Source organism: Alteromonas mediterranea DE, assembly GCF_000020585.3.
Taxonomy (GTDB): Bacteria; Pseudomonadota; Gammaproteobacteria; order Enterobacterales; family Alteromonadaceae; genus Alteromonas; species Alteromonas mediterranea.
In genome coordinates this window covers 669,117-684,050 of record NC_011138.3, presented here as the reverse complement: position 1 = coordinate 684,050, position 14,934 = coordinate 669,117, and the positions used below count along the sequence as shown (strand labels likewise).

At 44.4% G+C, this 14,934-nt stretch carries 13 protein-coding genes; 7 read left to right on the top strand and 6 right to left on the bottom strand.

Going from position 1 to position 14,934, the window contains the following annotated elements; genetic code table 11:
- Positions 1-82: 82 nt before the first annotated feature.
- Both rpmA and rplU read right to left on the bottom strand, forming a co-directional pair.
- Entirely contained in the window at positions 83-340 is a 258-nt protein-coding gene (rpmA, locus tag MADE_RS03210; protein WP_012517170.1) for a 50S ribosomal protein L27, read from the bottom strand.
- A gap of 15 nt (positions 341-355) precedes the next feature.
- On the bottom strand, positions 356-667 hold the full coding sequence (gene rplU / locus MADE_RS03205) for a 50S ribosomal protein L21 (RefSeq protein ID WP_012517169.1): 312 nt from the start codon (positions 665-667) through the stop codon (positions 356-358).
- 705 nt (positions 668-1,372) lie between these two features.
- Between rplU and ispB the strand changes: the two genes are divergently transcribed.
- The gene (gene ispB / locus MADE_RS03200) at positions 1,373-2,347 is read left to right on the top strand and encodes an octaprenyl diphosphate synthase (protein WP_012517168.1); all 975 of its coding nucleotides are present in this window, start codon (positions 1,373-1,375) and stop codon (positions 2,345-2,347) included.
- Positions 2,348-2,551: 204 nt separating this feature from the next.
- Here ispB and MADE_RS03195 read toward each other — a convergent pair whose 3' ends face one another.
- From MADE_RS03195 to MADE_RS03185, 3 genes are all read right to left on the bottom strand, one after another.
- The gene (locus MADE_RS03195; protein WP_012517167.1) at positions 2,552-3,268 is read right to left on the bottom strand and encodes a ZIP family metal transporter; all 717 of its coding nucleotides are present in this window, start codon (positions 3,266-3,268) and stop codon (positions 2,552-2,554) included.
- Positions 3,269-3,568: 300 nt separating this feature from the next.
- Positions 3,569-4,900 (bottom strand): Xaa-Pro dipeptidase, encoded by a 1,332-nt coding sequence (gene pepQ / locus MADE_RS03190; protein WP_012517166.1) that lies wholly within the window; start codon positions 4,898-4,900, stop codon positions 3,569-3,571.
- 131 nt (positions 4,901-5,031) lie between these two features.
- Entirely contained in the window at positions 5,032-7,086 is a 2,055-nt protein-coding gene (locus MADE_RS03185; RefSeq protein WP_012517165.1) for a transglycosylase SLT domain-containing protein, read from the bottom strand.
- Between the two features lie 496 nt (positions 7,087-7,582).
- Between MADE_RS03185 and fadB the strand changes: the two genes are divergently transcribed.
- Positions 7,583-9,733: a fatty acid oxidation complex subunit alpha FadB gene (gene fadB / locus MADE_RS03180; protein WP_012517164.1), complete on the top strand. Its 2,151-nt coding sequence runs from the start codon at positions 7,583-7,585 to the stop codon at positions 9,731-9,733.
- Positions 9,734-9,751: 18 nt separating this feature from the next.
- Positions 9,752-10,915: an acetyl-CoA C-acyltransferase FadA gene (fadA, locus tag MADE_RS03175; RefSeq protein ID WP_012517163.1), complete on the top strand. Its 1,164-nt coding sequence runs from the start codon at positions 9,752-9,754 to the stop codon at positions 10,913-10,915.
- 77 nt (positions 10,916-10,992) lie between these two features.
- Here the strand turns inward: fadA and MADE_RS03170 are convergent, their stop codons facing one another.
- The gene (locus MADE_RS03170) at positions 10,993-11,961 is read right to left on the bottom strand and encodes an integron integrase (protein ID WP_012517162.1); all 969 of its coding nucleotides are present in this window, start codon (positions 11,959-11,961) and stop codon (positions 10,993-10,995) included.
- A gap of 292 nt (positions 11,962-12,253) precedes the next feature.
- On the opposite strand from MADE_RS03170, the gene MADE_RS03165 reads away from it, so the two are divergent.
- From MADE_RS03165 to MADE_RS03150, 4 genes are all read left to right on the top strand, one after another.
- Entirely contained in the window at positions 12,254-12,700 is a 447-nt protein-coding gene (locus tag MADE_RS03165; protein ID WP_012517161.1) for a hypothetical protein, read from the top strand.
- A gap of 118 nt (positions 12,701-12,818) precedes the next feature.
- Positions 12,819-13,184, top strand: a complete 366-nt coding sequence (locus MADE_RS03160; protein WP_020744878.1) for a hypothetical protein — start codon at positions 12,819-12,821, stop codon at positions 13,182-13,184.
- 137 nt (positions 13,185-13,321) lie between these two features.
- Complete coding sequence (locus MADE_RS03155) at positions 13,322-13,606, top strand: hypothetical protein (protein WP_012517159.1); 285 nt, start codon at positions 13,322-13,324, stop codon at positions 13,604-13,606.
- A 39-nt stretch (positions 13,607-13,645) separates the two neighbouring features.
- Positions 13,646-14,146 carry a hypothetical protein gene (locus MADE_RS03150; RefSeq protein WP_012517158.1) on the top strand — a complete coding sequence of 167 codons (501 nt, stop codon included), beginning with the start codon at positions 13,646-13,648 and terminating at the stop codon, positions 14,144-14,146.
- The last annotated feature ends 788 nt before the right edge of the window (positions 14,147-14,934 follow it).

Below are 14,934 nucleotides of genomic sequence, written 5' to 3'. Positions count from 1 at the left end.
AAAAGAAAGAAAGGTTTCACAAAACAAAAAACCCCGCTTGCGCGGGGTTTTTCTAAGCCTGTTCGGCGAGAAGCTTTCGCGCTTACTCAGCTACGATGCTTACAAATTTACGGTTTTTCGGTCCTTTAACGTCGAACTGAACTTTACCGTCTTTTAGTGCAAACAACGTGTGGTCTTTGCCGATACCCATGTTGTCACCAGCGTGGAAACGAGTACCACGTTGACGAACAATGATGTTACCAGCAAGAACAGATTCGCCACCAAAGCGTTTAACACCTAGGCGTTTACTCTCTGAATCACGACCGTTTTTGGTACTACCACCAGCTTTTTTGTGTGCCATGTGTTCGTGCTCCTATTATGCGTTGATACCAGTGATTTTCACTTCTGTGAACCACTGACGGTGACCCGCTTGCTTACGAGAGTGCTTACGACGACGGAACTTAACGATTTTTACTTTATCGCCACGACCGTGTGTAACAACCTCAGCAGTCACCTTACCACCAGCAACGATTGGTGTGCCGATTTTTACGTCGTCACCGTTGCTTACCATTAAAACTTTGTCAAATTCAACCGTTTCGCCTGGGGCTACTTCGATTTTTTCAAGACGAACGGTTTGGCCTTCGGCCACACGGTGTTGTTTACCGCCACTTTGGAAAACCGCGTACATAGTTAACTCCGCTCTGCGTCCACTGACGCTTCAATTCAAAAAACAGGGCGCGAATTGTACGTGAAACATCCGTAAATCACAACCCCGATTCGCAGAAAAATAGATTATTTTTCCAACATGGGCAGAATTATGCCCCAATTGCCTATTTGATGCAGCTTGAAATGCACCTAAACCAGCAAAAAATAGAAAAAAATTTGAATAAACGACAATGTTACCACGCGACTTATGCGTTGGAATAAGACGTTGAGCGCAGCGTTCTACCCACGTTTTAGACCATAAATAAGCCTGATCTGAGAGAAAGATCGGATTATGATCGGGTCTAAAAATAAAACGATCCCAAAAGCGATCCGCGCTTGTGTTCTTCTGACAATTGCGTTTCTAATAATAAAAATTGGCGCCTATCCATTACATCGTCACCCAAAAATGTTCTGAAATAACCCTTTGGCAGGAAAAATTGATGAGAGTACCTATAATTCTAAATATGAGAGGGTAAATGTGGCATGAACACATCGAAGTGGTGCGGATTAGCCTATTAGATAAAACCCTAGAAATTGTATAAATCTATTGAGCGTATTTCAGGAATTACACGTAAATGCGTTAAGCCGTCATTTTTTAAGACAATTTGGTGGATAGTACGGGTGATTAAGGTACAATCGCCTCCAATAATTGCCCAAGACGTAAGAGTAAGTATTTATTGCCATGCCTATGGATATAGACCAAATCCGCGCCCTGTCTAATGATGATATGCAGGCGGTTAATCAGCTGATTCAACAACAAGTCGACTCTGAAGTAGCCCTTATTAATCAGCTTGGTTTTTACATCGTAAACAGCGGCGGCAAACGCTTACGCCCACTTCTTACCGTATTAAGCGCTCGAGCCATGGGCATTGATAACAACGAACATCACACCTTAGCGGCGATAGTAGAGTTTATTCACACTGCCACGCTACTTCACGATGACGTAGTGGACGAGTCAACCATGCGCCGCGGCCGTGAAACCGCTAACGCGATTTTTGGTAATCAAGCATCGGTACTGGTAGGCGACTTTTTATATACTCGTTCTTTCCAAATGATGGTAAGTCTTAAACGCATGCGCGTTATGGAAATATTATCGGAAGCCACAAATCAAATTGCTGAAGGTGAAGTATTACAGTTGATGAACTGTAACGATGCCGGCACTACCGAAGCCCGTTATTTTGATGTTATTTACGGAAAAACTGCTCGATTATTTGAGGCCGCAACACAATTAGCCGCAGTACTTACCGAGCAAAACGAGCACATTGAGCGTGCGATGCAAGAGTACGGCAAGCATTTAGGTACAGCCTTTCAATTAGCCGATGATATTCTTGACTACATGGCTGATAGTGAAGAAATGGGTAAAAATGCTGGCGACGACTTAGCAGAGGGTAAACCTACCCTTCCGCTGCTTTACGCCATGTGGCACGCTACGAATGATAGCGACAAAGCACTTATTCAAGAAGCGATTGAGCAAAGCAATGGCCTACCACATTTGACGCGAATTCAAGGCATCATGGAAGAAACCGGCGCATTAGACTACACACGCCAATGTGCGCAAAAGGAAGTGCAGATGGCCATTGATAGCTTAAGCGCTATTGAAGACTCTAAATACAAAGAAGCGCTGATTGCGCTGGCGCATATTTCAATTGAGCGTACAAGCTAGTTATCGATAAGTAAGGTACGAAGGCGTGTTGTAATCAACACGCCTTTTTTGTTGGGGAGACCTAAACAAAATATAAAACATGGGCTTGTAGACTTATTGGCACACAGAATGTTTCTTGTGCTCTGGCAAGCCGTTTCAGTAAACATTTTTTCTGCATTAACTAAGCATTACAGCGATGTTTAGGCTAAACCTACTTTTAACAAGTTAGCCTTCAAGCATAAAACCTATCATCCCCACTAAGAAACCAAGAATACCGCCAAGGGGTGGAAGCCAATGATTTTCCATGCGGATTTGCGGGGCAATATCCTGAAATACCGAATATAGAATTCCCCCTGCGGCAAAGAGCATAATGCCACTCATAATCACAGGAAACTGCGCCAAGTAATAAAAGCCCACAAGACTAAACAGAGGGCCTAGTAAGGCCATACCTATGAACAGCAAAATAAGCTTTGTACTGCGCTGTTTATTTTTAGGCAGCATTTCTCTGTAGGCATTAAAGCCTTCGGGTAAATTTTGAACGGCTATCAAAAGCCCTAGCAACATAGTGCCGCCACCTAAAGCTGCGGTGGTGCCAAGAGCGATAGATTCGGGCACAAAATCGCTAAGCATGGCGGCTAGCTGGCTGCCCGCCGTTTGCTTCTTGGCCAAATAAATATCTAGTGCCATGAATGCGAGCGCACCGCCAACAAAACACGCGATAGCGGCAAAGACAGACACATCTTTGATGCCCTCGGGCACAAGCACCAGCCCTACCGCTGAGATAAGCGCGCCGGCTCCTAACGCCAAAATGCCGTGGCGTAACTCTTTCTCTAGCCACTTGGGCTGAATACCTTGATAAGTGGCTAAAATGGCGCCAGCGGGCATCGCAAGCCCAGCTACCGTTGCCATGATGAGTAAACCTACAATGTTGCCTTGTGGCATAGAGACTCCTTTCAACTATTTAAACTTTCTAACATTGTTTACTTATTGCAGCATCAATGGTTTACATAAAAAACAAAGTTAACGACCAATTGCTAACCCAATGCGCTTAATACAAATACGCCACATCTCAGCTTTTCATTCAAATAGTGACTGCCGTCACAAGCTAACGGTTATCACCTGATGACTTCGTTCTTATTACTTAAAAGCTGACGAGCTTAACGAAAAAGAACAGCTTTAAGCTGCTCTTTAATAACACTATGACTATTTTTACTCGCTAACAACGAGATACAGATTAACCTATTAGTTTAAATCTAAATCTCGGGTCATATTCTCGTTTTTATCGCGGTGCACAATAATATTGTCTTCAATACGAATACCGCCAAATGGTTTGTAAGCATCAATGGTATCCCAGTTGATAAACTTAGACGCAGGCGTTGCTTTTAGGTCGCGCAATAAGCTCTCGATGAAATACAAGCCAGGCTCGATGGTGAACACCTGTCGGGCTTCTACCATGCGCGTGCAGCGCAAGAACGGATGATCATCAGGCGCAGGCTTAGGCGTACCGCGGTCGTCATTTACCAGCCCGCCTACATCGTGCACTTGTAGCCCTAAGAAGTGACCGATGCCATGAGGGAAGAAGGTGCGCGTTATACCCATTTCCACTATTTCAGGCGGCGTTAAATTTACCATGCCTGTGTCGTGAAGAATTTGCGCAATACCATCATGCGCCAGTAGATGAATGTCGGTGTAGGCGACACCAGGCTTTAACGAGTCGACTAAAGTTAACGTAACTTTATCTACCGCCTGTATAAGGTCGCGGAACATCGCTGAATTTTGAACGTCGTTTTGACTGTAGGTACGGGTAATATCAGCCGCATAGCCGTTATAGTTAGCTCCCGCATCAATCAAAAATGAACGAGACTCTTTTGGTGCCACCGTATCACACTGCATGTAATGCAAAATCGAGGCATGTTCATTTAGCGCTACAATGCTGGTATATGGCACATCGTTATCGCCCTGCCGGCTCGCCATTGCATAGGCAAGGTTGATATCGAATTCGCTTTTACCTTCACGGAAAGCTTGTTCAGCAGCTTTGTGGCCAGCTACAGCAAGCTTATTGGCCTCGCGCATGCAATCTAGCTCGTAGTCGGTTTTGTAGGCGCGTTGATAATGCAAATAGTGCAATACGCGATCTGGGTTTACATTCTCAAAGCCCAACGCTTTCGCTACTTCAATATATTCGCCCACATAAGCAAAGCGACGCTTGTCGTAGGGTAAAAACTTTTCCACCGCATCGGCTTGCTGAAGCAACTTAATATCGAAACTGTCTGTCCAGAAGTCGTTTGGTTCAGGTGGCACTTTGTGCCAGAAGTCTTCAGGGCGATAGAAAATAAGCGTAGGCTTATCTACACCGTTAACCACCAGCCAGCAGTTAGGGTTATCAATAACCGGAAGCCACGCTTTAAACTGCGGGTTTACCTTAAACGGATAATGGTTGTCATCTAAGAAAAGGCGCTTGCCCTGCCCCGAATGAATTACTAATCCGTCTAGCCCTTCTCGCTGTAGTGCCTCTCGGGTACGCGATTGTAGCTCTTCTATATGCTGTTGGTAGGTTGCTTGATGTTGCGACATAGCCCCTCTTATCATTTTAGTCGTTAGATCCACTAGTGTAACACGAGGCCAGCATGACATGCATACTGGCTCAGACCGATACGCTTTCATTTACGCTAAGGCGCGCCTAAGCTCGCCCTAACGGCATGTTGCTATCGCGGCGCTAGCTGCAAAGTGCCCGTTACCGGATGTGTACTTACCGCTTCTGCAGAAGGGATCATATCGCGGGTAAGTTGAGGGAAAATATTCTCGTTTCCACCTAACTGCTGGTCATAAATATGCTGATAGGCCATTACCGCTTTCACATAGGCTCGGGTTTCTTTGTAGGGAATGTTCTCAATCCAAATGTCCACGGGTAAGGCTTCATTAGCGGGTAGCCATTCCAACACTTTGCGCCACCCCGCATTATAAGATGCCGAAACCAATACGGGGTTATTGTTAAGCTTATCCATCAAGTAACGCAGGTACTGTACGCCGTATTCAACATTGTCGTTTACTTTGAACAATTCACTTCGGCTTACTTTTTCTTTTGCTACATAGCGTGCTGTGCCCGGCATAAGCTGCATAAGCCCTGCTGCACCTACAGGTGAAATAGCGTCACTTCTAAACGAACTTTCTCGACGAGCAATAGCCATAGCAAAGGATTTTGAAATGCTGTAAGCCTGAGATTTTTTGCTAAATACATCGCTAAACGCTAACGGAAAGCGACGCTCCACGTCATCCCAATAGCCACTGCGTGCAAAACTGGTAATGGCCTGATCGTAAAGTCCCCACTCATAGGCTAAAATCCCTGCATCGGTCACTTTCGCTTCAGGTAAATGAGAAAGCAAGTAATACCACTCTCTGCGGGCCTCTGTGGTTCGGTCTAGTCTAAAGAACTCAACTGCACGCATGGTGGCTGGGGTTTTAGCTACACTGGCGATGGCAGCGGTATCTCTAGGTGCTGGCGAATGAGCAAGAGAAGGAATTTCACCTATATGCGCACTGGCCATAAAACCATAATAATGACGCTCTTGAGCTAATTCTTTGTATAGCACCGTTGCCTGCATGCTTTGACCTAGCGCTTCTAACGCTCTCGCCTTCCAATAACGGTAGTTTTCTTCTTGCTGCAAACTTGCCGGTGCGCTGTTAATAACATCTACCACTTCCTGCCATTTATTCGTGCGCAATAAGTGAGAAATGTGCCATAACTTAACGTCATCGCTAGCGCCATCTACGTCAGCGAGTTCAAGCCAATGATGGGCTTGAGGTAAGCGGTCTAATGTATAGCTAAGCGCAATAGCTCGTCGCATCATATGCTGTTGCGCTTGTGAAAAGACCTTCTTATTGTTGTAGCGCGAATAAACCTGACTCGCTAAATCCGGATTTCTCCACGCAAGTTTTTCTACCGCCCATACAATAATGTTGGCTTCGTGCGAAGCATGTTTCAGCGGAAACAAAGCGGTTTTACTTACTCGGCTGGTATCGCGGGTTACTGACAACCACGCATCAGCTAAATACTGCTTATTGCTCGGAAGTTGCCGCTTAAGGTAGGAAATAATACTTCTATTCCCCTCTTTTGCGGCAATTTCAATTCGCTTGATGACCATTTCTGGCGTCATCATGCCCGCTTTCTTCCACTTTGCAAAAAGCGGGTCGCATTCATCAGGCTGAGACTGACCATGAAGCCACAGTGCATTGACTTCTTGTAACAGAACCTGCTCGCTCTCCCCTTCTTTTAACCGGTAGTTCAGCGCAATACAGGTAAGCCTTGCCCCCATGCCCGGGCGGTAATTATCTAAAAATGTACTGCGGTAGTTATTTTTAGCTAAGTAGTTAAGCCATTTATAACGCAGGCCATAACTTACGGGTTGACCATTAAAATCGGCTAAAAATTGCTTCACTTCACGCTTCGTCCTAATGGACATGGTGCGGTCTAGCTTAAGCCTCAATAAATAGGGGTATAGGGGGTATTCGGCCAGCTCATATATGTCGTTGTCGAGATTTCGGACCCTGCGCTTAGAATAAGTTAACAGCTTTTTTTCGACTTCGAGATATCGCGCTCTTTCTTCCTTGTAAATATCTTCGGGCAAGGATAAGGATTGTGATGCGTTGGCGGCTATAGACAACACCGAACATACTATCGCGCCCACCACAGTGGCGATAAATTTGACGTTGACTGTCAACGCTCGCTGACGCAACTTAGCACTAAAATAAAAACCAGACACAATAGAACTCCTACCCTGCTCTACACTCGAACGCTTATGAGCGCTGGCGACTTTGCCTAATCGAGCTGATTGTAAAATGTTGCTGAAAAAGCAGCATTGCGACTGACCCACTAGGTTTGTTTGACAAACAAAGGGAAATTTTCAGCCTTGGCTCCTTGCCAAAGAAGATGTTGTGCCAGCTGTCGTTAGCTATGCTTTACAAACATAGTTGACATGATTTTAGATTATTCTTTTGCTGGATTGGCGCTTTGCGCCAATAACGCTCATTATACAACCACCAATGCCGAAATGAAGCTTGAATTCGATATTTGCACTTGAATTTAAGTCATCGGACCACTACCTTAGACAAATTGAAACGCTTGTTTGATTTTTTGTTGAAATTTTGTGTGGCTTTGTAAAGAATCTAGCCACCCTAACGCGTTAGTGAATGCATACGACCCTACAAATTAGTTGGATTACTTCACTAACATCCTGGCCAATGCCGAAGGAGATGATAATGATATACACAGGCAAAAGTCTTTCCGTCAGCCTGTTAGATGACGGCTTTGCTGAGCTGGTATTCGACGCCGAAGGTTCAGTAAACAAGTTCGACCGCCAAACAGTGAGCGAACTTGACGAAGCAACCCAAGCCCTACTTGCTAAAGGCGATGTAAAAGGCTTAGTAGTACGCAGTGCAAAACCTGCATTTATCGTAGGTGCAGATATCACCGAGTTCACTGGTCTTTTCGCTATGGACGATGCTGAAGTACTACAGTGGGTTGCCAATACGTCACAAGTATTCGACCGCTTCGAAGACCTACCTTTCCCTACCATTGCTGCTGTTAATGGCTTTGCGCTAGGTGGTGGTTGTGAGATGGCATTGGCGTGTGACATGCGTATTGCAGACACAACAGCTTCAATCGGTTTACCAGAAGTTAAGCTAGGCCTTATGCCTGGTTTTGGTGGCACGGTTCGCCTTCCTCGCTTAATAGGTGCAGATAACGCCCTTGAGTGGATGACCACTGGCCGCGACAGAAAAGGCGCGAAAGCCCTTGCTGAAGGTGCAGTTGATGCGGTTGTAGCACCAGAGGCGCTAGTTGAAGGTGCGCTTTCAATGGTGAAAGACGCCGCTGACGGTAAGTTTGACTGGCAAGCACGTCGTGCAGTTAAGAAAGCCCCGCTACAGCTAAACAAAAACGAAGCTATGATGAGCTTCAGTACTGCTCAAGCCATGGTATTTGCCCAAGCTGGCAAACACTACCCAGCTCCTCACAAAATGGTTGAGACAGTGCAAAAAGCTTCTGTACTAGACCGTGACGGTGCACTTAAGCTTGAAAACGAAGGCTTTGTAGCGCTTGCAAAAACCGACGCAGCGAAAGCGCAAATTGGTATTTTCCTTGCCGACCAGCTGGTTAAAGGTAAAGGTAAAAAGCAGGCGAAAGCAGCCACTAAGCAATCTAAGCTTAACGCTGTACTAGGTGCAGGTATCATGGGCGGCGGTATTGCATACCAAAGCGCCGTGAAAGGCACGCCAGTTATCATGAAAGACATTAACCAAGGTGCACTAGACCTTGGTCTTTCAGAAGCCGCCAAAATTCTTGGTAAAGGTATGAAGCGCGGTAAAGTTGATGCGACTAAAATGGCGCAAACGCTTAACGCAATTACACCTACCCTTGAGTACAGCACGCTTAAAGATGCAGACCTTGTTATTGAAGCGGTTGTAGAAAACCCGAAAGTAAAAGGTATTGTACTTAAAGAAGTAGAAGACAATGTAGCGGACGACGCTATCATCACTTCAAACACTTCTACTATCTCTATCAATCAGCTAGCTAAAAGCTTAGACAAGCCAGAGCGCTTCTGTGGTATGCACTTCTTCAACCCAGTGCACCGCATGCCGCTTGTTGAAATTATTCGTGGCGAAAAAACGTCAGAAGAAACCATCAATGCAGTAGTAGCCGCTACCCTTAAAATGGGCAAAACCCCTATTGTGGTTAATGACTGCCCAGGGTTCTTGGTAAACCGCGTATTGTTCCCATACTTTGCGGGCTTCAGTAAGCTACTTATCGACGGCGCTGACTTTGTTGCTGTTGATAAAGTAATGGAAAAAATCTTCGGCTGGCCAATGGGCCCGGCTTACCTAATGGACGTTGTAGGTATCGACACAGGCGATCATGCAGCAGACGTAATGGCAGCAGGTATTCCAGAGCGTATGGCTCGCCTAGACAACGACCCAGTAACCCTGTTCTACAAAGAAGAGCGTTTAGGTCAGAAAAACGGTAAAGGTTTCTACAACTACGGTGTTGATAAGCGCGGTAAGCCTAAGAAAACACCTGCTGAAGAAGCATATGCACTAATGGCGCCCCACGTAGCTGAGAAGACAGACTTTGAAGCTGACGACATTATTGCACGCCTTATGATCCCTATGGCAAACGAAGCAATTCGCTGCCTAGAAGAAGGCATTGTAGATAGCGCAGCTGAAGCAGACATGGCGCTACTTTACGGCTTAGGTTTCCCTCCATTCCGCGGTGGTATTTTCCGTTGGATTGAAACCATTGGCTTGGCGAACTTTGTTGCTATGGCAGACAAGTACGCTGAACTTGGTCCAATTTATCAGATTTCAGATGGCGTTCGTGAAATGGCCGCTTCTGGTAAATCCTATTTCGCATAAGACCCGGAGGAAAAACTAATGAAAGAAGTGGTCGTAATCGATTGCGTACGTACCCCAATGGGTCGTTCAAAAAACGGTGTTTTCAAAAATGTGCGTGCAGAAGACCTATCTGCAGCACTAATGACCGCGCTACTAGAGCGTAACCCTGGCGTAAATCCAGCGGAAATTGAAGACATCATTTGGGGCTGTGTTCAGCAAACTAAAGAACAAGGCTTCAACGTTGCACGTAACGCGCAACTACTCACAAAAATTCCACGCACAACGGGCGCGGTAACGGTTAACCGTTTATGTGGTTCATCAATGCAAGCCCTTCACGATGCAACAAGCGGCATCATGAGCGGCCGTGGTGACATTTACATGATTGGTGGTGTTGAGCACATGGGTCACGTACCGATGAACTACAACATCGACTTCCACCCAGGTCTTGCCAAGTACACAGCGAAAGCGTCGGGTATGATGGGTATGACAGCCGAGCTACTTGGCCGTCAAAATGGTATTACTCGTGAGCAACAAGACGCTTTTGGCGCACGTTCGCATCAGCTAGCGCACAAAGCACACCTTGAAGGCCGCTGGGCTAACGAGATTGTGCCTGTTGAAGGTCACGATGCAAACGGCGTATTAAAGCTAATTGACTACGATGAAGTAGTACGCCCAGAGAGTACTGCTGAGAGCATGGCGGCGCTTCGCCCAGTGTTTGACCCAGTAAACGGAACCGTAACTGCGGGTACGTCTTCTGCGTTGTCTGACGGTGCATCAGGTATGCTACTTATGTCAGCAGACCGTGCGAAAGCACTTGGCCTAACGCCACGTGCGAAAATTCGCTCGATGGCTGTGGCGGGTTGTGATGCGGCAATTATGGGCTACGGCCCAGTGCCAGCAACACAAAAAGCCCTTAAGCGCGCTGGCCTAACTATGGACGATATTGAACTTGCTGAGTTTAACGAAGCGTTCGCTGCACAGGCACTATCGTGCATTAAGCAACTAGGTTGGATGGACCACCTAGATACTAAGATTAACCTTAACGGTGGTGCTATTGCACTTGGTCACCCGCTAGGTTGTTCTGGTTCACGTATCTCAGGTACGCTTATCAACCTAATGGAATCACAAGACGTAAGCCTAGGCTTAGCGACTATGTGTATTGGTTTAGGCCAAGGTATTGCTACCGTATTTGAGCGTGTATAAGCGTTTAAATTAGCGCTTTTAAAGCTAAATTTTGAAAAGGGCCTTCGGGCCCTTTTTTGTTTTCCGTGAACAAAAAACTAAAACGCTAAATTAGAAAGTGGGCTGACGACACCATTCGCTCCTTGTTGAAGTATATGGGTATAAATTTGAGTGGTTCTAACATCGGCATGACCTAGTTGGTCTTGCACCGTTCTGATGTCTGCGCCAGATTGCAGTAAATGAGTAGCAAATGAATGACGAAGCGTGTGAGGCGTAACATGCTTGATTATTCCCGCATCACTTGAAGCACGACTTACCGCGCGTTGTATCTGTTTTTCATCTATATGATGACGCCGTAATAGCTTGCTTTCTGGATCGATACTTAACTTTGATGCAGGGAACAAATACTGCCATTCCAGCGTTTTATTGCGCTGTTGATACTTTTTCCTCAACCCATGTGGAATCCAAGCACCAGCAAAGTCTGGCACCATCAAATCTCGTTGCAAAAGTTTTTCACTTTCACTGATATGATTTTTTAAAAGTGGGATAAGTGATTCTGACAGTGTTACCACTCGATGCTTGCCCCCTTTCCCAAACCAAATCCTCACACACTTGTAGTCGAAGTCTATATCTCCCGTTCTAAGACGCACGCACTCCATTAATCGAAGGCCACTGCCATAAAGAAGTGCTACTGCTAAGTAATGATGGGTAGGCACCCTACCAAGCAATGCTTTTACTTCTAACTGGGTTAGCACAACTGGCAGCTTTCTTTCCCTTCCGCTTCCTACAAAATTCATGTCAGAAGGGAGTGGCTGTTCTAAATACTTGTTGTACAGGAAGACCAATGCATTAAGTGCTGTGGCTTGTGTAGACCGCGCATTTTTTCGCTTGGTAGATAGATGAGTAAGGTATGCTTCAACATGCAACACGTCGAGATCTTTCGGGTGCTGAAATTTGTGAAAACGAATGTAATCTGAAATCCAGTTTATGTAGGTTTGTATAGTACGCTTTGCATAGCGCTTGAGCATCATGTGCTCGTACAGGGATTTAATAAACTGAGACTTCATATTCGACTCCAAAATAAAAGAAGTCTATTTGATAAATCGCAACGAGATAACTGACTTTAGTGCCTGTTTTGTTGCAAAGGCACTCACGAAATATCCCAAATTCACCTGCAACCCGATTTGGTGTTTTTAGCTTTTGAGTAAAATACACCAAAAACGTATTTTACTAATCCTATCGATAGGTTATGGTTTAATCATATTTATAACCAAACGGACAAAAACCCCGTTCTGGTTCGTTAAATCGCCCCGTTTAGGGAACGATTAAATTGTTATGTGCCAAGGAAAGTACTGTGTAATGAATATTAGCTTCGACGATTATATGGATTCAATTAAGGCAAACAGGAAGTCTATGCCTCCAGAGCTATTTTCTTTTGCATCAAACGAAGATCACTACGAATTGAATCACCCTCAATCACTTCACGATTCATGGGTATCTTCGCTGTGTATAGAAGAACTTAGAAACAATACACGGCCATTTGAATGCTCGTTAAGAGTGACATTAAAGCTACTTGGTCAACAACATGATAGAACACTAGTGTTAATCTATTCAGATGTTGTCGCCTATGAGTTCTTAAGTTCAGAAAATAGTTTTAACCCAAACGACACTTTCCATGGAGATATATTGGATCATCGCATTAGTATCGCTGGCGACGCTTACAACCATATAATTGAAATGCGTTCAGGCTCTATCTTCAAGGTTGTTTTTAAGGGGTTCTCTTTTGAAGAACAAAGTAGCACATAACAAAAAAATTAAGTCGTGGGCTAAAGCCCACTGGGACGCTAACACGCAGGGCCGCTTCGCTATTATGCCCTACGTGTTATCGCCCCTTATTTAAAAGTTATGTTTTTCAGGGGAACAGGTGTACTTAGGTGATTGGGATAAAGCAATAGTAAGGAGCTTGCTGACATCTAGTTTACTGTTGCCAGCGATCTTTCTTATCGGCGCAGATAACTTACAAAGTTCCGAAATCCCTGGATTAATAGCAACTTTTTCGCTCTATATTGGAGTTTTCCTACTGGTATCTATAGCAGGCTGGTTAATTATCGGGTTTCCAGTTCACTGGCTGGCTTGTAAGTACAAAAAAACAAACTATTTGTTTTACATGGTTTTACCAGTTACCTTTTCACTGGTAAGTGGCACTACTAACGGCCCTTGGATACTTGGCGTAATTGCTTCGGTTCAGACTTTAATATTTCGGTATGTTGTTTTTAAAAACAAAACATAACAAAAAAATCAAGCTCGCCTACTGCGCAGGCTGGGACGCAAACATGTGGGCTGCTCACTTCGTTCGGATTTTAGCCCACATGCCTGCGCCCCTTATTTAAAAGTTATGTGCTTTGAGCAAGAAACGATGGAGTTTTAATGGGAGCGTGGGAATCATTAAGTGAACGAACTCAAGATATCTATCGAGATCTTGGAACTCGTAACCCTAAAGTTATTAAAAAATTAAAAACAAAGCACTTGGAAAATGCCATACGAGAATCTCAATTCGTCGGTTATGACAATGGCAGTCCATTTAGTTGGCTCATGTTTGAATATGAACGGAGGAAAAATCAAAGAAACTGGTGGTTAGGCTTTGCTGCGGTTGTTGTTGCTATTATTGGTGTAATTGTCGCAGTCTTATCATTAATAGGCATTAGTGCATAAATAATAAGCTGGTACGTGCTAATAATTGGAATGATATCAATGGACTTATCTGAGCTTTTCGCTCTCTCTTCTGTTGTAATAGCACTCTCAGCTATGGGTGTGGCCGTATGGCAGGGATATTTAACTAGAAAACATAATCGATTATCAGTTAAACCAAAGCTTCAAGTTAACACTGACACTCGAGACGGACTCCTTTATACACTGGAAAATCAAGGGTTGGGACCAGCAGTTATCGAGTCATTCAGTATCCACTACAATGACAAAGTTATCGAAAACCCTTATGAAGAACCATACCAGAAAATCTTCGAAGAGCTCCAGGTCGATCCATTTGAAAAGATGTTTAACTTTGAGTTTCACTTACCTACGAAAGGTACAACTTACAAAGCTGGCTTTGAGAAGCGACTTCTTCAAATAAACCCCGTTATTGAAGAATTTGATGAAAAAGTTACGCAAATAATAAGAAATAAGATAAACATGAAAATAAGGTATACATGTATGTACGGTAAAGACAGTATGGAGGTCTTAGTGGGAGGCACATAACAAACCACTCAAGGCTCTCGCTCCGCTCGCTGGGACGCAAACACATGGGCTGCGTCACTTCGTTCCTAATTTTAGCCCATGTGTTATCGCCCCTTAGTGGGAAGTTATATGCTCTTCCGGAAAGAGGTAATTAAATGGATGTTTTGATACCGACTTTATTAGTTAATATCAGTTTTATTCTTTTCATACTCATTTCATTTTTTGTTATCCGTAAACAAAAAACTAAAGCATCTACATTTTTCAAAGTGGGTCTAATCATCATCCTAACTGCAAATATAGTGGCAATCCCTGCTACAGTTTATATTATCCCTCTACTAAGTAATGAAAGTGGTATTTTTATCGTAAGTAATGTTATTGGGTTGCTATCAGGGCTTGGCATATTTTTAATGACGAGAGCGTTCAAGGATGTACATGAACGCATATAACAACCCAATCAACACACTCACTACGTTCGCTGGGACGCATACACGCGGGGCGGCTTCGCCATTATGCCCCACATGTCTGCGCCCGTTATTGGAAAGTTATGTGCCCAAGGGAAATCGATGAAGCTCGAAAAATTAGGAACTGTTAATCTACTCTGGTTTCTTATTTCTCTTTTTCTAGTGATTTGGTTAGGTCATCAATTACTGGGCGCAATAATCAATCTAGAAATACAAAATCTGCGGGTAACTGATACAGTTTCATTTGGAAACAGGCCTATCTGGTTTGCTTTTGTGTTCTTGTTAAAGTTTATAGCGTGGCTTTTGTGTTTAGGTGTAACAGTGTTTTACATTAAACGGCGAGCTAAG